This is a genomic window from Hydrogenophaga sp. (assembly GCF_022844385.1).
Taxonomy (GTDB): Bacteria; Pseudomonadota; Gammaproteobacteria; order Burkholderiales; family Burkholderiaceae_C; genus Hydrogenophaga.
In genome coordinates this window covers 1-21464 of sequence record NZ_JALHLX010000008.1, presented here as the reverse complement: position 1 = coordinate 21464, position 21464 = coordinate 1, and the positions used below count along the sequence as shown (strand labels likewise).

Genomic DNA, 21464 nt, shown 5'->3' with positions numbered 1-21464 from the left:
AAGGGTTCAGAAAGTGATCTGGGCCGAGAGGTACACGCCGGTTTGTTTGCGTCCGCTGGTGGTGGCCGGCACGATGCGGCCCAGGTCCACGTAGGCGGCGGTGAGCGAGACGTTCTTGCTCGGGGCGTATGCGATGAAGATGTCTTTCCAGTCGTCGGCGCGCAGACCGTCGCCCAGCCCGGCGGCCTGGCCGGCGCGTTGCAGTTTGTTGGGCATGGCGCGGTACTCGAAACCCACGGCCAATTGGCTGTTGATCAGGTAGGCCACCGAGATCTCGGGCTGCAGTTCGTAGCCGTTGTCGGTGCCGCCCAGCGTGGCGCCGAAGCCGAGCAGGCCACCCTGGTTGGCCTTGGTGGCGCGCAGCGTGCCGTTGACCAGGATGCCTTGCGCCAGGAAGAGTTTGGTGGCGCTCACATACACGTCGGCGCCGTTGCGTTTGGCACCCAGCGCGCTGAGCGTGCCGTCCAGGCCCGACGACTGCAGGCGCTTGAACTGCACACCCACGGCGATCTGCGGCATCAGGCTGTCGCTGTCGAGCACGGCGTCGCCGGCCACGCGCAGCTTGGCGCCCACGATGTCCTGCTTCAGGTGCAGGCCGGGCAGACCGAGGCCTGTGCCGGTGATGCCGGTGTTGAAGTCCTGCCGACCCACGGAGAGTTCGACGCGGTCGTGGATGCCCACGGCCACACCGTAGGCGTTGAGGCTGTAGTCCCGTGTATTGGCGCGGCTGGCGTAGGCGGACACGCCGACCTCCCCTTCGGTGGCCTGGCTGCCGATCACGGCCCACGGTGAAATACCGCCGCCGGCCGCGCCTTCAACAGAGCTCACGCCGCCGGTGAGCAGCAGCTTGCCGGTGTCGGCGTGGGCGGGGGAGGTGCAGAGCAGCGCAGCGGCTGCGGCCAAAGGAATCAGCCGGAGGGGGAGGGCATTGACGATGGGCATGGTGAGTAGGCGTGGGGTGTTGACGAAAGCCCCCGGGGCACTGGGCAGGGGGCGGTGTGGTCTGACCCTCTGGATACGCAGCGCCTCATGAACCGGATTCAAGCGCCAGTGGCCCTGCGTGTTTCGGGGGCTTTGTGAATCCACTGGTGCTGTGGGTTGCGTATTCGACGTGACGGTTGTCACAAGGCACTCGCCGACGGACAGCCGATCGCCCCACCCAACCAAGGACTCCCCATGAACAAGATCCAGACGCCCGATTCCCTGATTTCCCCTGCCTCGCGCCGCGGCTTCATGCGCAGCGGTGGCGTGCTCTCCGCCGCCGCCGTGGCCCTGCTGGCTGGCCAGGAAGTGCTGGCCGCCAACCATGGCCAGAAGATGGACATGTCCAAGGACGTGGGCATCCTCAACGTGGCGCTGGGCCTGGAGCACGAAGCCATCAATGCCTACCAGCTCGGTGCCGGCAGCGGCTTGCTGCAAAAGCCCGTGCTCGATGTGGCGGTGCAGTTTCAGGGCCACCACAAGACCCACCGCGACGCGCTGATCGCCACCATCCAGAAGCTCGGTGGCAAGCCGGTGGCCGAGATGAAGCTGGAGGACTACGCCAGGTCGCTCAACGCCGCGTCGCTCAAGAGCCAGGCCGACGTGCTCGACCTCGCCGCCCGCCTGGAATTGGGTGCGACCAACGCCTACCTGAGCGTGATTCCCGCCCTGGGCGACCGCGAGCTGGCCAAGGTGGCCGCGCGCCTGGCGGCCGATGAGACCATGCACTACACCGTGCTCACCAGCGCACTGGGCCGACCCCTGCCCCCCGGCGCCTTCTCTTTCGGCGCCTGATCAGGCGGCCTGCTGGAAACCTTCCAGCAGGTTCACCGCGTTGGTGCCCACGGCGTCCACCGCGTAACCGCCTTCAAACGTGAACACCGTGGGCAGCCCGGCACCCGTCAGGGCTGTGCCCACGGTGAAGTAGTCGGCGCTCTTCAAGGTGAAGCCCGAGATCGGGTCGCCCTCGAAGGTGTCCAGCCCCATGGGCACCACCAGGGCTGTGGCGCCGAATCGCTGGACCGCTTGCAGGGCGGTGTCCAGGGTTTTGCGCCAGGTGTCAAAGCCGGTGCCGCGCGGCAGCGGCAGGTTGAGGTTGAACCCCTCGCCCGCACCCGCGCCGCGCTCGTCCGCATGGCCCAGGAAAAACGGGTACTCGGTGGCCGGGTCGCCGTGGATGGAGACGGTCAACACATCGGCCCGCTCGTAAAAGATCGTCTGCGTGCCGTTGCCGTGGTGGTAGTCCACGTCGAGCACCGCCACCTTCGCGTGGCCCGCGTCGCGCAGGGCCTGCGCGGCAATCGCCGCGTTGTTCAAGAAGCAGTAGCCGCCCAGAAAGTCGGGCCCCGCGTGGTGGCCTGGTGGACGCGAGAGTGTAAATGCGCTGCGCGCACCACCGGCCACGTCCTGCGCCGCCGCCAGCGCACAGGCCGCGCCGCCGCGCGCCGCGGCCCAGGTGCCTGCCGTGAGCGGTGAGCCCGAATCAAAGCTGAACAGACCCAGGCGCGCCGCAAAGTTGGTGGGCAACACATCGTTGCGAAAGCCATGGCGGTTGCCCAGCGGCCACACCGAAGGCAAGGCATCGCGCCCGGCGTTGCCCGGGTCCATGGCCACCCATTCGGCCCAGGCACCGCGCAGGAAGTCCAGGTACCGGGCGCTGTGCACGCGGCCGATGGCGGCGTCCAGCGCCGTTTCTTCCACCTCGGGTGTTTGCACCGCACCCAGCGGGCGACGCTGCAGCTCGGCCAGCACAAAGTCCAGTCGGGCCGGCACCTCGTGGCACGGCACCATGCGGCCGCGAAACATTTCTTGCTGGCCGGCGTGGGCGGCGTGGTGGGGGTTGTGGAAGGTTTTCATGGATGGAGATCGGGTGTTGGGTGAGGGATGTGCCTGTTTGTACCTCTGAACGGGAAGCGCCTCAGGTGCTCGCGTTGTTGGCGGGAAGGAAGCCAACATGCAGAATGCTTCGCGATCAGGTGCACTGGAGATGGCCCCCGCCGGCCTCGCCTGTTGAGAATCAGAAACGTACGCCATGTTCAATACTTCGCCCCCGCATGCATGCACCGTCAGCATTGAAACCTTGCACATGTATTGCAAGACGCTCTGCTATGAAGACGCCCAGGGAAAATGTTCGTTCATCGTTGAGTACGATGTCCATGGTGATGTGCTTCTTTGGGAACTTGACATTCCCTTCTCTGAGGCGCGGCGAAGAGAAGTGATTGCAAACGTTGAGTCATTTCTTGCGAAGGGTCCAAGAAAGCTTCTTGTCTTGTGGGGCGAAGCGAGAGTTCCCCCGCGCGGTCATTGATGACGTTTCGAGTCACACTCCACTCATGCCCTCCCTCCCCTTCGACTCTCTCCGGGCGTCGACCTTCGGCGCACATTGGAGTTGGTTTTGCTGAGCTGCACGCTCACGCGCACGTACGATGTGGTGACCGGGTTCAACGAGCTGGTCATGCAGTCCTGACTGTGTGCGCCATGAACATCCACGCGGGCTACCTCCCTGGCTGCATCGGCCGTGTGGTGGAGATGCACGCTGCGTACTATGCCCACACCGTGGGTTTCGGCGTGGCGTTCGAGGCCAAGGTGGCCACCGAGCTGGCAGCGTTCTGCCTGCACATCGATTCAACCCGCGATGGACTGTGGCTTGCCCGGGACGATGACGGTATCCAAGGCTCGGTGGTGATCGATGGCACGCACCACGAGGAGGCGGGCGCCCATCTGCGGTGGTTCATCACCTCCGACGCATCGCGCGGCCAGGGTGTGGGCGCGCAGTTGCTTGAGGCCGCCATGGCGTTTTGCCGTGCGCGCGGCTACCGCAAGGTGTACCTGTGGACGTTCGACGAGCTTCACGCTGCACGCCACCTCTACGAGAAGCACGGCTTTGCGCTGGCCCGCACGCAACGGGGATCGCAGTGGGGGAAGGAAGTCAACGAACAACTCTTCACCTTTGGCGGACCGTGACACCCAAGGTCCCGCTTCATCAGAAAGAAATCCCATGCCATTTCAAGGCCAGGCCGCCATGCTGCTCACCTTCGACATCGTCGAAGAAGCCATCATCGAACACGACGACTGGCACACGCACGAACACTTGCCTGAGCGCTTGTCGATTCCCGGATTTCTCCGGGGTACACGCTGGGTGGCCACTTCAGGGGCGCCCAGGTACCTGGTGCTCTACGAAGTCGAGCACCTGGAAACGCTGGCCTCACCCGCTTACCTCGAGCGCCTCAACAAACCCTCGCCCTGGACGCAGAAGATGATGCCGAACTACCGGGGCATGACGCGGGGCCTGTGTTCGGTGGTCAGCAGCCACGGGCATGGCATGGGGCATTTTGGGTTGCTGCTGCGTTTCAAGCCCGTTCCCGGGAAGGAGGCGTCGCTTGGATCCTGGCTGAGCCATGTGGTGCTGCCCATGCTTCCCGCGCAGCGGGGCCTGAGCAGCGCTCACCTGCTGCGCAGCGGCCTCACGCCCGAGATGACCGCCGAGCAGCGCATCCGGGGCGCGGACGCCGGTGTGGATGGGGCGTTGCTCGTGACGGGCTACGAACAGTCAGCCGTTGCGGAGCTGGCGCAGGCCGGGTTCAGCGCCGCAGAGCTTGAGCGGCAAGGAGCTGTCGAGGTGGTGAGTGCGAGCTACGAGGCTGTTCACTCGCTCACCCACGTCGACATGCAGATGAGGGCTTGAGGCGAACGCTCAGCCCAATGTCTTGAATGACTGCAAGGCCGAGAGCGGCGTGAAGTCGCCCGCGCGTTTCTCCTTCATGGCCGTGATCGCCTCGCGCACATGCGCGTTGCTCCACACCGCGCCCTGCAGCCAGCCCATCTGGCGCAGGCTGTCCTCCACCGAGTGGTCGCGCGCGTAATTCACCGCCTGTTTGGTGCCCCAGATGGCCACTGGCGGCTTGGATGCGATTTCTTTGGCGCACTGCATCGCCGCGGCCACCGTGGCCTCGTGCGTGTCGAACACTTCGTTGACCAAGCCGTGGCCCATCGCCTTGTCCGCGCTCAGGCGCCGCCCGGTGTAGGCCAGCTCCTTCACGACAGCGAGCGGGATCAGCTTGGGCAGGCGCTGCAGCGTGCCCACGTCGGCCACCATGCCGATGTTGATTTCCTGGATGCAGAAGAAGGCGTCGGCGCTCGCGTAGCGGATGCAGGCGGCCGTGACCATGTCGACCGCGCCACCGATGCAGCCGCCCTGGATGGCGCAGATCACCGGGATGCGCAGGTTCTCCAGCTTGGTGAAGGTGGCCTGCATGTCGGTGAGCAGGTCGAAGATGGCGGCGCGGCCTTCGGGGCTCTGGTCATCCATGGTGATGGCGCCCGCGAAGGTCTCCAGCGACATGCCGGCGCTGAAGTGCTTGCCGGTGCTGCTGATCACGAGGGCGCGGGCGGTGCCTTCGTTGTGCAGCCTTGTCAGCACTTCGTCGAGCTCGCGCCAGAAGGTCGGGTTCATGGTGTTGAGCTCGGCCGGGCGGCTCATCACCAGGTGGGCGACGTTATCCGTCGAGCTCAGGGAAAAGCAGGTCGTTGCGGTCATGGCGGGTCTGGTCTCGTGGTGGGGGTGAGGAAGCCGGATCACTGTAGACCTGCGGCACGCTGCCGTCTGTCCCGGGCTTGACGAGCTTGCCCACCCGCACCCCCAGCAGGCGGATGCGCCGTGACAGGTCCACCCGCTTGAGGCACAGGCCGGCCTGGCGGCGGATGGTGGCGGGGTCGGCGGTGAAGTGGTCCAGGGTCACGTCGCGCGTCACGCTCTGGAAGTTGTCGTAACGCAGCTTGATGCCGATGGTCTTGCCCAGGTAGCCCTTGTTGCTCAGATCGGTGGCCACCTGTTCGCACAGCCGCGTGAAGATGGCGCCGAGCTCGGCGCGGTCGCGCACGGCGTGCAGGTCGCGTTCGAAGGTGGTCTCGCGGCTCATGCTCACCGGCTCGCTCTCGGTTTGCACTGGGCGTTCGTCCCGACCCCATGACACTTCATGCAACCAGGCGCCGTAGCTTTTGCCAAAGGTGTCGATCAACCAGCCGCGCTCGCGCTGCGCGAGTTCACCGATGGTGTGGATGCCGTGGCCCTGCAGCTTCTCGTCGGCCTTGGGGCCCACGCCGTTGATCTTGCGGCAGGGCAGTGGCCAGATCAGCGTCTGCAGGTCCTCGGTCTGCACGATGCTGATACCGTTCGGCTTCTTGAACTCGCTCGCCATCTTGGCAATGAGCTTGTTGGGGGCCACGCCGATCGAACACGTCAGGCCCGTGACCTGGAAGATGCTCTTCTGGATCAGCCGCGCCAGCACCCGCCCGCCTTCGCGCTGGCCACCGGGCACGTGGGTGAAGTCGATGTAGACCTCGTCCACGCCCCGGTCTTCCACCACCGGCGCGATCTCGCGGATGGTGCTTTTGAACAGGCGCGAGATGCGGCGCACCTCTTCAAAGTCCACCGGCAGCAGGATGGCCTGCGGGCACAGCTTGGCGGCCTTCATCAGTCCCATGGCCGAGCCCACGCCGAACTGGCGCGCCGCGTACGTGGCGGTGGTGGCCACGCCGCGTCCGGTGTAGCCGGCCAGGCGCGGAAAAAAATCGACCGGGATGTGGTCCAGGCTGTCGGTGGCCCATTCGCGGTCGGGGTAGGCCTCGCGCAGGCGCTGCAGCAGGTCGTCTTCGCGCCGCCGCCCGCCACCGATCACCACCGGCAGGCCCTTGAGTTGCGGGTAGCGCAGCAACTCCACCGACGCAAAAAACGCGTCCATGTCCAGGTGGGCAATGCGCCGGGGCAGGGTCTCGTCGGTGGGGGCGTTCACGCGGTCGAGCATAGCGGGATTACCATGGTGCGAGACGCTGGCCACCGGCCGGCGCACCGCTTCAGGAGGACTTTTCATGAACACCATCGCCCGCCTCGTCACCGCCCTGTTGATCGCCGCCGGCATTGCCATCGCCGGCTTCGCCGTGAGCCAGGGCCTGGAGCGTTTTCGCATGTCGGACCGCTCGGTCACGGTCAAGGGCCTGGCCGAAAAAGACGTGGAGAGCGACTTTGCCGTGTGGACGCTGTCGTTCCGCCGCGCGGGCAACGATTTTGGTGGTGTGCAGCAGGCACTGGCTGGTGATCGTGACAAGGTCGCCGCGTTCTTGAAGGAGCGCGGTTTCACCGACGCCGAGGTGGAAGCCAAGCCGCTGCAGGTGCAAGACCTGTTCACCCGCGAGTACGCGCAGGGCAACCAGCCGTTCCGCTTCAATGGCACCGGGCAGGTGCTGGTGAAGTCGGCCCGCGTGGCCGAGGTGGAAGCTGCAGCCCGCGCGGTGGACCCGCTGATCCAGGCCGGTGTGCAGTTGGGTGGTGAGAACGAAGGAGGCCGCAGCGGCCCGCGTTTTCAGCTGCGCGGCTTCAACGACGTGAAAGCTCCGCTGCTGGCCGAGGCCACGCGCAATGCACGAGAGCAAGCCGACAAGTTCGCAGCCGAAGCGGGTGCCGAACTCGGCCCGCTGAAGAACGCCAACCAAGGCGTGATCCGCATCACCGGCGACGATGGCAACGACTTCGACGACGGCAGCTCGCGCATGAAGCGGCTGCGGGTCGTCAGCACTTTTGAATATGAGCTCAAGTGAGCCCGGTCAGATCGCCTTCTGGATCAGCCAGCCCTGGAACAGGTAGGGCAGACGGGGGCCGACCTGTTCGGGCACGCCGCCCTTGTTTTCCACGCTGATCGCCAGCTTGGTCACGCCCGCCAGCGCGGCCTCTTTTGCCGGCAGCTGGAAGGTCTTGAACTTGCTCTCGATCACGCCCAGCGAGCGCGGCGACTTGTCGGCTGAGAGCGCCCACAACTGCATGCTGTCCTCGCGCCCTTCCTTCACCTCGTTGAGCCGCTGCACCTGCAACACGCCGGCCTGCGGGTCCAGGGTCACCAGCAGGGCGGGCAGTTCCTGCGCATCCAGCAGCACCGACACGTAGCGCACCTGCGGCGTGACCGCCAGTCGTTCCTTCAGGTGCACGATCTGTGCCTTGAGCTGCTCGTACATGCTGGCCGTGGTGGCCGCGCCCACCAGCAGCACGAGCATCAGCACCACGCTGATGCCCAGCCAGAGTTTGGAGGTGCGGGGCTTGTGCGCCGGCGCGGGTGTGTTCATGACAGGGCCGTGGGAAAGGTGCCCGGCAACAGAATCGATTTGTCCACCGTCTCGATGTTGGTGTGGCCGCAGAAGGCCATGGTGAGGTCGAGTTCGCGGTGGATGATCTGCAGGCACTTGGTCACGCCTTCTTCGCCCATGGCGCCCAGACCGTACAGGAAGGGGCGGCCAATGTAGACGCCACGCGCACCCAGCGCACGGGCCTTGAGCACGTCCTGGCCGCTGCGGATGCCGCCGTCCATGTGCACCTCGATCTGGCTGCCCACCGCGTCCACGATGGTTGGCAATGCCTCGATGCTGCTTTGTGCCCCGTCAAGCTGGCGCCCGCCGTGGTTGCTCACGATCAGCGCGTCGGCGCCCGAGGCCACCGACAGCTTCGCGTCCTCCACGTCCTGGATGCCCTTGAGGATCAGCTTGCCGCCCCAGCGCTTCTTGATCCATTCCACGTCGCCCCAGTTGAGCGCCGGGTCGAACTGCGTGGCCGTCCACGCCGAGAGGCTGCTCATGTCGGCCACGCCGCTCACGTGGCCGACGATGTTGCCGAACTGCTTGCGCTTCGTGCCCAGCATGCCCAGCGCCCAGCGCGGCTTGGTCGCGATGTTGATCATGTTGGCGATGGTGAGCTTGGGCGGCGCCGACAGGCCGTTTTTCAGGTCCTTGTGGCGCTGGCCCAGGATCTGCAGATCGAGCGTGAGCACCAGCGCCGAGCATCGTGCGGCCTTGGCGCGGTCGATCAGGCGCTCGATGAAGGCACGGTCCTTCATCACATACAGCTGGAACCAGAAACCCTCGCCCGCGTGCTGCGCCACGTCTTCAATCGAGCAGATGCTCATGGTGGAGAGCGTGAACGGAATGCCCATCTTTTTGGCGGCACGTGCGGCCAGAATTTCACCGTCGGCATGCTGCATGCCGGTCAGGCCCGTGGGCGCAATCGCTACCGGCATCGCCACGTCTTGCCCCACCATGGTGCTGCGGGTGCTGCGGTTTTCCATGTTGACCGCCACGCGCTGGCGAAGCTTGATCTTCTGGAAGTCCTCGGTGTTGGCGCGGTAGGTGCCCTCGGTCCACGAGCCGCTGTCGGCGTAGTCGTAGAACATGCGCGGCACGCGCTTCTGGGCGAGCACGCGCAGGTCTTCGACGGTGGTGATGACGGTCATGGAGTCTCCAATGTTGTTGGGGCTGGTCTGGGCCTGATGGTAGCGGCGCCCCCGGTCCCTGGCTTGTGAAAGCGGGACAGGGTGGATTGAAATTTTTTCGGGCGGGTGTCAGGCCGCGTCGGGCAGGCAGTGCGCGCGCTCGGCGGCGGACAAGGATTCCAGCCAACCCAGTTGCTGCTCCAGCACGATCAAGGTGGCTTCCGAAGCGTCGGCGCCGCGCGCCTGGCGCGCGGTGATGCGCTCGCGCAGAACGGCCAGCGGTGCTTCGGTGGCGAGGATGTGGAACGGGCAGTTGATGGCATTCGCCAGCGCGGCAAAGGCCTCGCGCTCGTGGCGCCGCAGAAAGGCCGCGTCCACCAGCACCGACCAGCCGCCTTGCAGCAGGTGCCGGGCACGCTCCAGCAAGTGGGCGTAGGTGTCGGTGTGCGCCTGCGGGCTGTACAGGCCGGTGTTCAGGCCCGAGCCGCTGGCCTGCGTGGCGCCCAGGCCGTGCAGGCGCTTGCGCTCCACGTCGGAGCGCAGGCGGATCGCCCGGCCGCTGGCCTCGGCCTGCAACCAGCGGCTGGAGGCCCAGGTCTTGCCGCTGCCCGAGAGACCGTGGGTGATGACGAGTTGCGGCGCGGGTGGTTGCGCGATGCGTTGGGCCAACGCGGTGTAGCCCTGCGCTTCCTTCAGCGAAGCTGCCTCGTCGGCACCCGCCTGCGCGCTGCGGATCACCGCCACCTTGGCACGCACCAGCGCGCGGTACACCGCGAAGAACGGCAGCACGTCGGGCGCGCTGGTGTCGCCACTGCCATCCAGCCAGTCGCTGAGCAGGCCGTTGGCCAGACCGGGCTGGCTGTGGTCTAGCAGGTCCATCCAGACAAAGGCCATGTCGCTGGCCACGTCGATCCAGCGCAGCGCGTCGTTGAACTCGATGCCGTCGAAGGGCACGACTTCGTTGCCGATGAGCACCAGGTTGGCCAGGTGCAGGTCGCCGTGGCCTTCGCGAACGCGGCCGTCTTTGAGGCGTTGCGCCATCAGCGGTGCGAGTGTTTGAAAGCTGGATTCGGTCCACTCGCTCAGTTGTTCGAGTTTTGCCGCATCGCCAGCCTCGTTCAACCCGTCGCGCAAGGTGGTGAGGTTGTCGCGGGCAAAGGCCAGGCTGTCTGACACGCTGTCCGCGGTTGCCACCGCCGCCGCAGCCGCGGCCTGGAAGCTGGCCATGCACTGCGCCAGCGATGCGAGGTGTTCGGGCTTCAGGTCGCCTCGCGCGCACAGGTGGTCCAGCCGCAGGGCTTCGTCAAACCGGCGCATGTGCACCGCCCAATCGATGGCGATGTCATCGTCCGCACCAGCCTGGCCAAAACGGGGCTGGTCGGCCGGGCCGAGGATGGGCCGCGCGTCCAGGTAGAGGTGTGTCGCCGGGTTGCTGGTCTCGAAACGCCGGTTCAGCCGCACCTCGGCCTGGCAGGCCGCGCGGCGCAGGGCGAGCGTGCTGAAGTCCATGAAGGGCAGGCGCACCGGCTTTTTGATCTTCCAGGCGTGTTCACCCGCCAGCAGCACCCAGGCGCCGTGGGTTTCCACCCGTTCCACGCGCGGCGCCGGGTGCGGGTAGCGCGAGGGTTCCATCAGGGCGGTGATGAGCGCGGACGTTGAAGCGGTCATGGCCCATCCAGTGTAGGGCGCGGAAGGCAACGGGAACCACCGGCTGCAGGCACACTCCCAGTCATCATGAAGCTCAGAACCCTTGTCATGGCGCTGGCTGTGGCCCTGCCGTGCGCTGCGATGTCCGCCGAGCTGGTCCGTTGGACCGACGACTCGGGCCGGGTGTCCTATGGCGTCATGTCCGATGTCCCGCAGCGCTACCTCAACCGTGTCGTGCCTGCCGACGCCCCGTTGCCACCCGGCACGACCGCCTGCGAGGCGCGCTGGCATCGCTATGCGGCCAGCGTCGCGTGTTTTGACCAGTACCGCCTGGTCGGTGGCGGCCTCAAGCCCGAGGCCTTTCAGCGCTGCACCGAGGTGCCGCAGCCCGACTGCAACTGAAACCGGCGCTCAGGCCAGGCGCTGGCGGTGGCGCGCGATCTGGTGCCGCACCTGCGCGGGCGCCGTGCCACCCAGCGTGTTGCGTGCGTTGAGTGAGCCGCGCAGGCTCAGGCACTCGTAAACGTCCTTTTCAATCGATGCGTTGAAGCCCTGCAGCACCGCCAGCGGCAGCTCCGACAGGTCGCAGTTGTGCGACACGGCGGCCTTCACGGCATGGGCCACGGTTTCGTGCGCGTCGCGGAACGGCAGGCCCTTCTTCACCAGGTAGTCGGCCAGGTCGGTGGCGGTGGCGTAGCCTCGTCTGGCGGCCTCTTCCATCGCCACGGCATTGACGGTGATGCCGCCTTCCTTCGCCCCTGTGGCCGGGTTCAGCTGACCGCCCACCATCTCCACGAAGATGCGCAGCGTGTCCTTCAAGGTGTCCACCGTGTCGAACAGCGGTTCCTTGTCTTCCTGGTTGTCCTTGTTGTAGGCCAGCGGCTGGCCCTTCATGAGCGTGATCAGCCCCATGAGGTGACCCACCACGCGGCCTGTCTTGCCGCGCGCGAGTTCGGGCACGTCGGGGTTTTTCTTCTGCGGCATGATCGACGAGCCGGTGGTGAAGCGGTCGGCGATCTTCACGAAACCGAAGTTCTGGCTCATCCACAGAATCAGCTCTTCGCTGAAGCGGCTGATGTGCACCATGCACAGGCTGGCCGCAGCGGTGAACTCGATGGCGAAGTCGCGGTCGCTGACGCCGTCCAGGCTGTTCTGGCACACCTGCGGTTCACCGTGCTCGTCCACCATGCCCAGGCTGCGCGCCACACGTTCGCGGTCCAGCGGGTAGGTGGTGCCGGCCAATGCGGCGGAGCCCAGTGGCAGGCGGTTGGTGCGGCGGCGCACGTCGACCATGCGCTCGGCATCGCGCGAAAACATCTCCACATAGGCCAGCAGGTGGTGCGCGAAGCTCACCGGCTGCGCCACCTGCAGGTGCGTGAAGCCGGGCATGATCACTTCCACGTTTTTTTCGGCCACGTCCACCAGCGCGCCTTGCAGCTCGCCCAGCAGCGGGATGATGAGGTCGATCTCGCTGCGCAACCACAGGCGCACGTCGGTGGCCACCTGGTCGTTGCGGCTGCGCCCGGTGTGCAGGCGTTTGCCGGCGTCGCCCACCAGTTGGGTCAGGCGGGCTTCGATGTTGAGGTGCACATCCTCGAGATCGAGCTTCCACTCGAAACTGCTGGCCTCGATTTCCGAGGTGATCTGCGTCATGCCTTGCTGGATGGAGGCCAGGTCGGCCGCGCCGATGATGCCTTGCGCGGCCAGCATCTCGGCGTGGGCGAGACTGCCGGTGATGTCGGCCTGCCAGAGGCGTTTGTCAAAGAAGACGCTGGCGGTGTAGCGCTTGACCAACTCGCTCATGGGCTCCGAGAATAGGGCAGACCAGGCTTCGGATTTCTTGTCGAGTTGGTTGGTGGACATGGTGTTGCCAGCGGCTTTGGAGAGAAATGAGGAAGCGGAAGACCGCAGAACAAGGGGCGACAACGGGAGGCGGGTGGATCTTTAGATCGAGGCGCCGTGCACTTTCGTGGCGCTGGGCCCCGACCCGCGCACAATCCCACGTCAAACGACCCGAGCATTGATGCACGCCCCATGAAAGACTCCCGAATTTTATCGACCTTCCAGGATCTGCCCAGCACCCTGGGCACGCAGTCGCTCGAAGAGATGCCCGAGCACGTGCGTGCGCGCGACCGCGTGTTCGACACCTGCCAGGTCGGTGTGGTGCTGCGCGCGGTGCTGTTCGTGCAGGCCATCGTGGCGGTGGCGGCCATCTTCGGCGCCGAACATCCGGTGGGCTGGATCACCCAGATGGCGGTGCTCACAGGCGCAGCCTTGCCTGCCGTATTGGCCTGGTTGTTGGCTGTCTGCGCACTCAAACGCAAGCTTGGGCGCATGGAAGTGCAGGCCCAGTGGGCCTCGGGTGTGGGCCTGGGTGTGCTGGCGGGGCTTTACGGTTGCGGCCTGCTTGTGCTCATGGGCCTGGCCAACCCGGCGCCCTGGGTGGCCAGTGGCGCATCGGGTGCTCTGGTGTCCGCGGTGCTGGTGGGTGCGCTGGTGTGGCGTGCCAAGGCCCGCATGCCCGCGGGCACCACCGCGCGGCTGGCCGAGCTGCAGGCGCGCATCCGGCCGCACTTTTTGTTCAACACGCTCAACAGCGCCATCGCGCTGGTGCGCGAGGAACCCGCCAAGGCCGAAAACCTGCTGGAAGACCTGAGCGAGCTGTTCCGCCATGCCCTGGCCGATGCGCAAGAAGCTGTGCCGCTGTGGCAGGAGCTGGAGCTGGCCGAGCACTACCTGGCCATCGAGCAGGTGCGCTTTGGCGATCGCCTCAAGGTGGAGTGGAGCGTGGATGACTCGGCCTCCAAGGCCAAATTGCCGCCCCTCATCCTGCAGCCACTGGTGGAGAATGCGGTGAAACACGGTGTGGAGCCCAGCCCCTCGGGCGCGGTGGTGCGCATCAGCACCCAGCGGCGCGGCAGTCTGGTCGTGATCAAGGTGACCAACACGGTGCCGGCAGGCAGTGGACGCCGGGGCAATGGCCTGGCACTGGACAACGTGCGGCAGCGCCTGGCGCTCTTGCACGATGTGCAGGGGCGCTTCCAGAGCGCATTGGTCAACGGGGTGTTTCAGGTTCGCCTTGAAATACCGGTATAAGCGGGTATTGAACCGGTCTGGCTTTGGAGCGTGACATGACACTGAAGGTACTGATCGTCGACGATGAATTGCTGGCCCGATCGCGGCTGCGCACGCTGCTGGGCGAATGCAGCGAGCCGCGCGTGGACGTGGTGGGCGAGGCGGGCAACGCGGTGCAGGCGATGGAGCAGATCCAGCGCACCGGGTGTGACCTGGTCCTGCTGGACATCCACATGCCCGGCGTGGACGGCATGGCGCTGGCCAAGACCCTGCGCGAGCTGGCAGCCCCGCCCGCGGTGGTCTTCATCACCGCCTATGCAGAACACGCGGTGCAGGCCTTCGAACTGGAAGCCGTGGACTACCTGACCAAGCCGGTGCGCCGCGAACGCCTGCAGCAGGCCTTGCAGAAGGTGCAGCGCCTGCGCGCCGAGGCCGCGGTGGACGTGGGCCTGCCCGAGAGCCTGATCATCCAGGAGCGTGGCCGCAGCGAACGTGTGGCCCTGGCCGACGTGATCTACCTCAAGGCCGAGCTGAAGTACATCACCGTGCGCACGGCCGACAAGGAACACATCTTTGACGGCGCGCTGAGCGATCTTGAGCAGCGCTACGCCCACCTGTTCGTGCGTGTGCACCGCAATGCGCTGGTGTCGCGCCGCGCCGTGCGCGCGGTGGAGAAGCACAACGATCCGGTCGAGGGCGAAGGCTGGACGGTGCGGCTCGATGGCGTCGAGGAGCGCCTCGCGGTCTCGCGCCGCCAACTCGCTGCCGTGCGAGAAGCCCTGGTCGGCTGACCGGTTCTGCCTGGTCGCTGCGCACTCAAGTGTGGCGCAGCAACACCTCGGACCATGCCGCGAGCTTGCGGTCAAAACTCCAACTGGCGTTGGCCGGGCTGGTGGACGGCAGCTTGTAGACCGGCACACCGAGTTTCTCCGTGTGCCGCGCATGGCGAAAGCTCTCGCCTCCGTTGTGTGCGATCGCTTCAAGCCGCGGACATGAGCGTTGCACCCACGCAAAATCATTGACCTCGCCGTTGCGGATGTTCGTGTCCAGGCTGCCCTCGCGTTCGCAGGCGCCGTACACGTCCCACACACCCAGACCGTGGTCCAGCAGGGCGGCCACCCGCTCGGGGTAGGCCATGGTTGGCAACGGCAACAGCCACAGCGCACCCAGGATCTTCCAGAAGTGGTTTTGCGGATGGCCGTAGTACTGCCGGGCCCGCAGCGAGGCCACGCCCGGAAAACTGCCGAGCACCAGCAAGCGTGTGTTCCCGTCCAGCACCGGCGCCAGACCCAGCAGCCGGCTCATGGTTTGGCCAGCAGTGCTGCCAGCCGGGGCAGGGCGGCCACGGCATTGGCGGTGGTGGCTTGCATCAACGCGCCGACGGGTATGTCACGCAGTTCGGCCACCACGGCGCCGATGCGCGGCAACTCGGCTGGGCTGTTGACGCCGTGTGCCTGTCCGGCTTCCCGTTGGGCTGCGGTGGCGTACAGCCAGTGTGGGGGAATGTCGGGCGCGTCGGTTTCCAGCACCAGCGCCGAGAGCGGCAATTCGGCGGCGAGGCGGCGCAACTGCCGCGCAGGCTCGAACGTGGCCGCGCCCCCAAAGCCGAGCTTGAAACCCAGACCCAGGAAGGCTTGTGCCTGTTGCTCGCTACCGTTGAACGCGTGTGCGATGCCACCGCCCGTGGGCAGCTCGCGCAGGTGCTTGAGCAGCTTGTCGGCGCTGCGCCGCACGTGCACGATCACCGGCAAGCCGTGTTGGCGCGCCAGCCGCAGTTGCGCGCGGTAAAAGAAGGCCTGGCGCTCGCGCATCTCGGTGGTGCACAGCGCGGGCACGAAGAAGTCGAGTCCGATCTCGCCCACGGCCACCAGGTGGGGATCGTCGCGGTGTTCGGTGAGTGCCGCATCGAGCGCGTCCAGATCGGTGTCTTGCGCCTGCGGCACATACAAAGGGTGGATGCCCAGTGCGTAGGCGTCCTGGGTGCGGTGCGCGAGCCGTCGCACGGTGTCGAAGTTGGCGCGTTCCACCGCCGGGATCACGCACAGGCCCACGCCCAGCGCGGCTGCGCGTTCGCGCAGGCTCAGCGCGAGCGCGTGGTCGGCGCCGAACTCGGGCGCGTCCAGATGGCAGTGAGAGTCGATCCACATGGCGGTATAAGGGGCATTGTGCCGACAAGCCCGAACGAGGGCCGGCTCCACCACCCAAGGACACACCATGCCCCGCCTTTCCTGGTTCGCCGCACCTCTGTTGTTGTCGCTCACCGCCTGCGCACTGCCGGGTGCGCCCGGCGCTGCGCCGCTGGTGGGCAGCGAATGGCGACTTGAAGACCTGGGCGGGCGCGGTGTGCTTGATCGCGTGCAGGCCACGCTCGCCTTTCCCGAAGCCGGTCGCGTGACCGGCAACAGCTCGTGCAACCGTTTCTTTGGCTCCTACACGCTGATGCAGGACCGCATTGCGCTCGGGCAGCTGGCTGGCACGCGCATGGCGTGTGCACCGGCGGTGGACGAGCAGGAAACGCGTTATCTGGATGCGCTGCAAAAGGCGCAGCGGCTGGAAGTGCGGGGCACGACGATGCTGATGCACGTGCAGGGGTTGGAGAAGCCCCTTCGTTTTGTCCGCATCAAACCGTGAGCCCCCACGCTCCGCCGCTGCGCGGGTCGCTGCCCCCCGAGGGGGCTGACCCGCCTTGGGGGCGGCCCGGCGGCGGATCGCCCTAAGTCAGCACGCCCGTGGTCAACCGCAGCACGCGGTTGCAGCGCGCCGCCAAGGTCTCGTCGTGGGTGACGACGATGAAGGCCGTGCCCTGATCGCGCGCCAGTTCCAGCATGAGCTGGAACACCCCCTCGGCGGTGTTGCGGTCGAGGTTGCCGGTGGGCTCGTCGGCGAGCACGCAGGCGGGCTGCGTCACCAGTGCACGCGCGATGGCCACGCGCTGGCGCTCGCCGCCCGAGAGCTCGGCCGGTCGGTGGCCCAGGCGCTCGGCCAGGCCCACGCGGGTGAGGATCTTGCGCGCCTGCTCGGCGGCTTCTGCGCGCGGCATGCGGCGAATCCACAGCGGCATGGCCACGTTGTCGCGCGCGCTGAACTCGGGCAGCAGGTGATGGAACTGGTACACGAAGCCCAGGTGCTGGTTGCGCAACACGCCCTGCTGCGTGGCGCTCAGACCCGACATGGTTTGTCCCATGAGCTGCACGCTGCCACTGGTGGGCGCGTCCAGCCCGCCGAGCAGGTGCAGCAAGGTGCTCTTGCCCGAGCCCGAAGCGCCCACGATGGCCACGGTCTCACCCTTGCGCACAGAGAGGTCCACGCCGGTGAGCACGGTGACGTCGAGCCGGCCTTCGGTGAAACGTTTGGTGAGGCCGGTGGCCTGGAGAACGATTTCACTCATAGCGGAGGGCTTCGGCAGGGTTGACGCGGCTCGCGCGCCAGCTCGGGTAAATGGTGGCCAGGAACGACAGGATCAGCGAGATCACCGCCACGGGCAGGATGTCGGCCTGTTGCGGATCGCTGGGCATGCGGCTGATGAGGTAGATGTCCTGCGGCAGGAAGCTCGCGCCCAGCAGGCGCTCCAGCGCGGGTACCAGGGTGTCGATGTTGAAGGCGATGCCCAGGCCGAGCAGCAGGCCCGCGCCGGTGCCGATGATGCCCACCATGGCGCCCTGCACCATGAACACGCCCATGATGCTTTGTGGACTCGCGCCCAGCGTGCGCAGGATGGCGATGTCGGCGCGTTTGTCGGTCACCGTCATCACCAGCGTGGACACGAGGTTGAAGGCCGCCACCGCCACGATGAGCGTGAGGATGATGAACATCATGCGTTTTTCAAGCTGCACCGCCGCGAACCAGGTGCGGTTCTGGCGCGTCCAGTCGCGCACCAGCAGGCCGGGGTCGAGGTCGGCGGCGATGGACACGGCCACTTCGCGCGCGGCGTGCAGGTCCTTGATCTTCACGCGCACGCCGGTCGGGCCTTCCACGCGGAAGATGCGTGCAGCGTCTTCCTGGTGCAGCAGGGCCAGCGCCGAGTCGTATTCGTAGTGGCCCGAATCGAAGGTGCCCACCACCGTCATCTGGCGGATGCGCGGCACCACGCCGGCTGGCGTCACTTGTCCACTGGGAGCGATCAGCGTGACGCTGTCGCCCGCGATCACGCCCAGGCTGCGCGCGAGTTCGCCGCCAAGGATCACACCGAACTCACCGGGCACCAAACGAGGCAGCACGGTGTCGGCCAGCTGGGCCGCGAGGTCGGTCACCTTGGGTTCGAGCGCGGGGTCGATACCGCGCACCAGCGCACCCTTCATGTCTTCGCCGCGCGCGATCAGTGCCTGCGCGCCCACGAAAGGAGCAGCGCCCACCACCTCGGGGTGGCGCTCGATGCGTGCCAGCGTGTCGGCGAGATTGGGAATGGCCTGGCCACCGGGCTCGAACACCTCGATGTGCGACAGCACACCGAGCATGCGGTCGCGCACTTCCTTCTGGAAGCCGTTCATGACCGAGAGCACGATGATGAGTGCGGCCACACCCAGCGCAATGCCCAGCATGGAGACGCCCGAGATGAAGGAGATGAAGCCGTTGCGCCGGGTGGCGCGGCCGGCGCGCGTGTAGCGCCAGCCGAGAATGAGTTCGTAGGGAGTTTGCATGTGAGGTCCAGCGGGCATTGTGGCATCCCCGACAATCGCGTCATGCCCGCTCCCCACATGGCCTCTGAGCCTGCCACGCACCTGCTGGTTCCCTTCGCCAGCGCCAGCGACCCCGCCTGCCGGGCCTTGCTGCCGGGCTTGTCACTGCCCCACCTCACCGCCTTGCTGGCCCAGCTGCAGCCTGTGCACACCGACAGCGGCACCGACCACAGCCTGAGCGCGCCGCACGAACGTGCATTGGCGCAGGCCATCGGCCTGCTGCGTGCCGACGGCTCGGCCTACCCCGACGGCTTGTTGCCCTGGGCGGCCGCGCAGAGCTATACACCCGAAACCCCGCAAGCCTGGTTCACGCCCTGCCACTTTCAGGTGGGCATGGAGCAGGTGACGCTGCTGCCCGGCGACCAGTTGGGGTTGACCGACGAACACGCGCGCCCGCTGTTCGACGCGCTCGCACCCTACTGCGCGGAGGACGGCATTACGATGCGCTTTGAGTCGGCCACGCGCTGGCACGCCAGCGGCGAAGTGTTGCGCGGCATCGCCTGCGCCAGCCTGGACCGCGTGGGCGGCCGCTCGGTGGAAGCGTGGATGACCGACAGTTCGGCCAACCCCGCTGGCGGCCAGTTGCTCAAGCGCCTGCAGAGCGAAGCGCAGATGCTGTTCTACACCCACCCCGCTCATGATGCGCGCGAGGCGCTGCGCCTGCACCCGGTCAACGGCTTCTGGCTCAGCGGTGCAGGTGCCATTGACCACCCGACAACGCTGCAAGCTGCGCCTGCCATGCCGCACCCACTGCGCAGCGCGGCGCTGCAGGCCGACTGGACGCGCTGGAAAGACGCCTGGAGCGACCTCGACGGCCGAGACATCCAAGACCTGCTGGAACGCGTGCGCCGTGGCGAGCCGGTCACACTCACTTTGTGTGGCGAGCGCGCAGCACAGCGTTTCACCAATGCACCGCGCGGCGCCGTGGCGCGCGCCGGCCGCCTTATCCAACAGTGGCTGGGCAATGCCCCGGCCTGGAAGACCCTGGAAACCCTATGAAGATCATCACCCGCGACGTGCCCCCCCGCGCCGCCTGGGCGCTGGAGCAAGGCGGCCTGCACCCGCTGCTGGCGCGCCTGTTTGCTGCGCGCGGCATCACCAGCACGGACGAACTCGACGACGCGCTGGCCCGCCTGATCCCGCCGTCTCAGATGCTGGGTGCGCAAGACGCCGCACGCGCTCTCGCCGACGCCATGGCGGCGAACAAGGCAATCTGCATCGTGGCCGACTACGATTGCGACGGCGCCACCGCCTGCGCGGTCGGCCTGCGCGGCCTGCGCCTGTTGGGCGCACCCATGGGCTTCGACCGCGTGAACTATCTCGTGCCCGACCGCGTGACCGATGGCTACGGCCTCACGCCCTCCATCTCGAAGCGCGTGAAGGCACAAGGCGCCGACGTGTTGGTGACGGTGGACAACGGCATTGCCAGCGTGGAGGGCGTGCGCGCCGCGCGCGATCTGGGGCTTCAGGTCATCGTGACCGACCACCACCTGCCCGCCATCCAGAACGGCGAGGTGGTGCTGCCGCAGGACTGCATCATCGTGAACCCGAACCAGCCGGGTTGCGGCTTCGAGAGCAAGTCGATTGCGGGTGTGGGCGTGATGTTCTACGTGTTGCTCGCGCTGCGCGCCGAGTTGCGCGAGCGCGGTGTGTTCACCGCGCAGACCCAGCCCAAGATCGACGCGTTGCTGCCACTCGTGGCGCTCGGCACCGTGGCCGACGTGGTCAAGCTCGACGCCAACAACCGCCGCCTGGTGGCCCAGGGTTTGAAGCGTGTGCGCGCCGGCGCCATGCCACCGGGTATGACGGCGCTGTTCAACGTGGCGGCGCGCAAGCCCGACACCGCCACCGGTTTTGATTTCGGCTTCGCCCTCGGCCCGCGCCTGAACGCGGCCGGGCGCCTGGCCGACATGACGTTGGGCATCGAGTGCCTGACCACCGACGACGCGTTGCGCGCCGACGAACTCGCACGCACGCTGGACGGCATCAACCGCGAGCGCAAGTTGATTGAGGGTGACATGCGCGAGCAGGCTTTGCAGATGGCCGAGGAGATGTTCGACGAATCGGAAGAGCCGCCGCCGGCACTCATCGTGTTCGACCCGGACTTCCATGAAGGTGTGGTGGGCATCGTGGCCTCGCGCCTGAAGGACAAGCTGCACCGGCCCACCTTTGTGTTTGCGGCCAGTGGCGCGGAGGGCAAGGAGAACGAGCTCAAGGGTTCGGGCCGTTCGATCGCGGGCTTCCATTTGCGCGACGCGCTCGACCTCGTGGCCAAGCGGCACCCGGGCGTGTTGTTGCGATTCGGCGGTCACGCCATGGCGGCGGGTTGCACGATCGACGAGGAGCATCTGGAAACGTTCGAAGCCGCGTTGCAGCAGGTGGCCCATGAGTGGCTGGACGCAGCGACGCTGCAGCGTCGCATCGAGGCCGATGGTGCGCTGGACACGAAGTACCGGCGCGCCGACCTGGTAGACACGCTGCACAAGGAGGTGTGGGGTCAGGGTTTTGCGCCGCCGGTGTTTTGCGAAGAGGTGCAGGTGGTGTCGCAACGCTTGGTGGGCGAGAAGCATCTGGCGCTGAAGCTCAAGCACCAGGGTGAGCCGGTGGACGGCATCTGGTTCGGCCACACCGAGCCGTTGCCGGCCCGTGTGAAGATCGCGTTTCGTCTGGATGCGGATGAGTGGCAGGGGCAGCGGCGGGTTCGGTTCTTGGTGGAAGCGGCTGAGGTTTGATTTTTCGCTCCACGTTTTTCGCGGGCTCGTTGCACCGGTGCGCTCTGCTCCGCGAATGTCCCCCGGCGGCTGGTGCCGCCTCCTCCTTTATTTCGCTGCGCAGA

Annotated in this window: 23 protein-coding genes; 10 read left to right on the top strand and 13 right to left on the bottom strand. The window is 66.7% G+C overall.

Translation table 11 applies throughout. From position 1 onward, the window contains the following. Positions 1-6: 6 nt before the first annotated feature. Entirely contained in the window at positions 7-942 is a 936-nt protein-coding gene (locus Q0C59_RS03050; RefSeq protein WP_291211538.1) for a DUF3034 family protein, read from the bottom strand. Between the two features lie 234 nt (positions 943-1176). On the opposite strand from Q0C59_RS03050, the gene Q0C59_RS03045 reads away from it, so the two are divergent. After that, positions 1177-1776: a ferritin-like domain-containing protein gene (locus tag Q0C59_RS03045; protein WP_291211535.1), complete on the top strand. Its 600-nt coding sequence runs from the start codon at positions 1177-1179 to the stop codon at positions 1774-1776. Here the strand turns inward: Q0C59_RS03045 and Q0C59_RS03040 are convergent, their stop codons facing one another. Both Q0C59_RS03040 and Q0C59_RS03035 read right to left on the bottom strand, forming a co-directional pair. Further along, complete coding sequence (locus tag Q0C59_RS03040; protein ID WP_291211532.1) at positions 1777-2838, bottom strand: histone deacetylase family protein; 1062 nt, start codon at positions 2836-2838, stop codon at positions 1777-1779. Positions 2839-2998: 160 nt separating this feature from the next. Next, a complete protein-coding gene (locus tag Q0C59_RS03035) occupies positions 2999-3139 on the bottom strand; it encodes a hypothetical protein (protein ID WP_291211529.1) in 141 nt (46 codons plus the stop codon). A 320-nt stretch (positions 3140-3459) separates the two neighbouring features. On the opposite strand from Q0C59_RS03035, the gene Q0C59_RS03030 reads away from it, so the two are divergent. Then, on the top strand, positions 3460-3945 hold the full coding sequence (locus tag Q0C59_RS03030; RefSeq protein WP_291211526.1) for a GNAT family N-acetyltransferase: 486 nt from the start codon (positions 3460-3462) through the stop codon (positions 3943-3945). A gap of 34 nt (positions 3946-3979) precedes the next feature. Further along, positions 3980-4666, top strand: coding sequence for a DUF4286 family protein (locus Q0C59_RS03025; RefSeq protein WP_291211524.1), 687 nt, complete (start codon positions 3980-3982; stop codon positions 4664-4666). Positions 4667-4675: 9 nt separating this feature from the next. Here the strand turns inward: Q0C59_RS03025 and Q0C59_RS03020 are convergent, their stop codons facing one another. Both Q0C59_RS03020 and Q0C59_RS03015 read right to left on the bottom strand, forming a co-directional pair. Further along, entirely contained in the window at positions 4676-5518 is an 843-nt protein-coding gene (locus Q0C59_RS03020) for an enoyl-CoA hydratase-related protein (protein ID WP_291211523.1), read from the bottom strand. Next, positions 5478-6785, bottom strand: a complete 1308-nt coding sequence (locus Q0C59_RS03015) for a DNA polymerase IV (RefSeq protein WP_291211521.1) — start codon at positions 6783-6785, stop codon at positions 5478-5480. The genes Q0C59_RS03020 and Q0C59_RS03015 overlap by 41 nt, the downstream gene beginning before the upstream one ends. Positions 6786-6849: 64 nt before the next feature. Between Q0C59_RS03015 and Q0C59_RS03010 the strand changes: the two genes are divergently transcribed. Next, entirely contained in the window at positions 6850-7575 is a 726-nt protein-coding gene (locus Q0C59_RS03010) for an SIMPL domain-containing protein (protein ID WP_291211519.1), read from the top strand. 6 nt (positions 7576-7581) lie between these two features. Here Q0C59_RS03010 and Q0C59_RS03005 read toward each other — a convergent pair whose 3' ends face one another. The 3 genes from Q0C59_RS03005 to Q0C59_RS02995 form a co-directional block, all read right to left on the bottom strand. Continuing rightward, entirely contained in the window at positions 7582-8094 is a 513-nt protein-coding gene (locus Q0C59_RS03005) for an anti-sigma factor domain-containing protein (protein WP_291211517.1), read from the bottom strand. Continuing rightward, positions 8091-9251 (bottom strand): alpha-hydroxy acid oxidase, encoded by a 1161-nt coding sequence (locus Q0C59_RS03000; protein WP_291211514.1) that lies wholly within the window; start codon positions 9249-9251, stop codon positions 8091-8093. The genes Q0C59_RS03005 and Q0C59_RS03000 overlap by 4 nt, the downstream gene beginning before the upstream one ends. A gap of 108 nt (positions 9252-9359) precedes the next feature. Further along, positions 9360-10898 carry a bifunctional aminoglycoside phosphotransferase/ATP-binding protein gene (locus tag Q0C59_RS02995; RefSeq protein WP_291211512.1) on the bottom strand — a complete coding sequence of 513 codons (1539 nt, stop codon included), beginning with the start codon at positions 10896-10898 and terminating at the stop codon, positions 9360-9362. Between the two features lie 66 nt (positions 10899-10964). Here Q0C59_RS02995 and Q0C59_RS02990 point away from each other — a divergent pair, with 66 nt between their 5' ends. After that, positions 10965-11279: a hypothetical protein gene (locus Q0C59_RS02990; protein WP_291211509.1), complete on the top strand. Its 315-nt coding sequence runs from the start codon at positions 10965-10967 to the stop codon at positions 11277-11279. 9 nt (positions 11280-11288) lie between these two features. On the opposite strand, the gene argH is transcribed toward Q0C59_RS02990, so the two are convergent. Then, on the bottom strand, positions 11289-12740 hold the full coding sequence (gene argH / locus Q0C59_RS02985) for an argininosuccinate lyase (protein WP_291211507.1): 1452 nt from the start codon (positions 12738-12740) through the stop codon (positions 11289-11291). Between the two features lie 171 nt (positions 12741-12911). On the opposite strand from argH, the gene Q0C59_RS02980 reads away from it, so the two are divergent. Beyond that, entirely contained in the window at positions 12912-13973 is a 1062-nt protein-coding gene (locus Q0C59_RS02980) for a sensor histidine kinase (protein ID WP_291211505.1), read from the top strand. Between the two features lie 35 nt (positions 13974-14008). Further along, positions 14009-14743 carry a LytTR family DNA-binding domain-containing protein gene (locus Q0C59_RS02975; RefSeq protein WP_291211502.1) on the top strand — a complete coding sequence of 245 codons (735 nt, stop codon included), beginning with the start codon at positions 14009-14011 and terminating at the stop codon, positions 14741-14743. A 25-nt stretch (positions 14744-14768) separates the two neighbouring features. Here Q0C59_RS02975 and Q0C59_RS02970 read toward each other — a convergent pair whose 3' ends face one another. Both Q0C59_RS02970 and Q0C59_RS02965 read right to left on the bottom strand, forming a co-directional pair. After that, a complete protein-coding gene (locus tag Q0C59_RS02970; protein ID WP_291211500.1) occupies positions 14769-15257 on the bottom strand; it encodes a DNA-deoxyinosine glycosylase in 489 nt (162 codons plus the stop codon). Next, positions 15254-16099, bottom strand: a complete 846-nt coding sequence (locus tag Q0C59_RS02965) for a TatD family hydrolase (protein ID WP_291211497.1) — start codon at positions 16097-16099, stop codon at positions 15254-15256. Before Q0C59_RS02965 ends, Q0C59_RS02970 begins: the two co-directional genes overlap by 4 nt. Positions 16100-16166: 67 nt before the next feature. On the opposite strand from Q0C59_RS02965, the gene Q0C59_RS02960 reads away from it, so the two are divergent. After that, a complete protein-coding gene (locus Q0C59_RS02960) occupies positions 16167-16583 on the top strand; it encodes an META domain-containing protein (RefSeq protein WP_291211494.1) in 417 nt (138 codons plus the stop codon). A gap of 82 nt (positions 16584-16665) precedes the next feature. On the opposite strand, the gene lolD is transcribed toward Q0C59_RS02960, so the two are convergent. Further along, a complete protein-coding gene (lolD, locus tag Q0C59_RS02955) occupies positions 16666-17340 on the bottom strand; it encodes a lipoprotein-releasing ABC transporter ATP-binding protein LolD (protein ID WP_291211492.1) in 675 nt (224 codons plus the stop codon). Next, positions 17333-18589, bottom strand: coding sequence for a lipoprotein-releasing ABC transporter permease subunit (locus tag Q0C59_RS02950; RefSeq protein WP_291211489.1), 1257 nt, complete (start codon positions 18587-18589; stop codon positions 17333-17335). Before Q0C59_RS02950 ends, lolD begins: the two co-directional genes overlap by 8 nt. Positions 18590-18631: 42 nt before the next feature. Here Q0C59_RS02950 and Q0C59_RS02945 point away from each other — a divergent pair, with 42 nt between their 5' ends. Both Q0C59_RS02945 and recJ read left to right on the top strand, forming a co-directional pair. Continuing rightward, positions 18632-19627, top strand: coding sequence for a phosphoglycerate mutase (locus Q0C59_RS02945; protein WP_291211486.1), 996 nt, complete (start codon positions 18632-18634; stop codon positions 19625-19627). Then, positions 19624-21360: a single-stranded-DNA-specific exonuclease RecJ gene (gene recJ, locus Q0C59_RS02940; protein WP_291211483.1), complete on the top strand. Its 1737-nt coding sequence runs from the start codon at positions 19624-19626 to the stop codon at positions 21358-21360. The genes Q0C59_RS02945 and recJ overlap by 4 nt, the downstream gene beginning before the upstream one ends. The last annotated feature ends 104 nt before the right edge of the window (positions 21361-21464 follow it).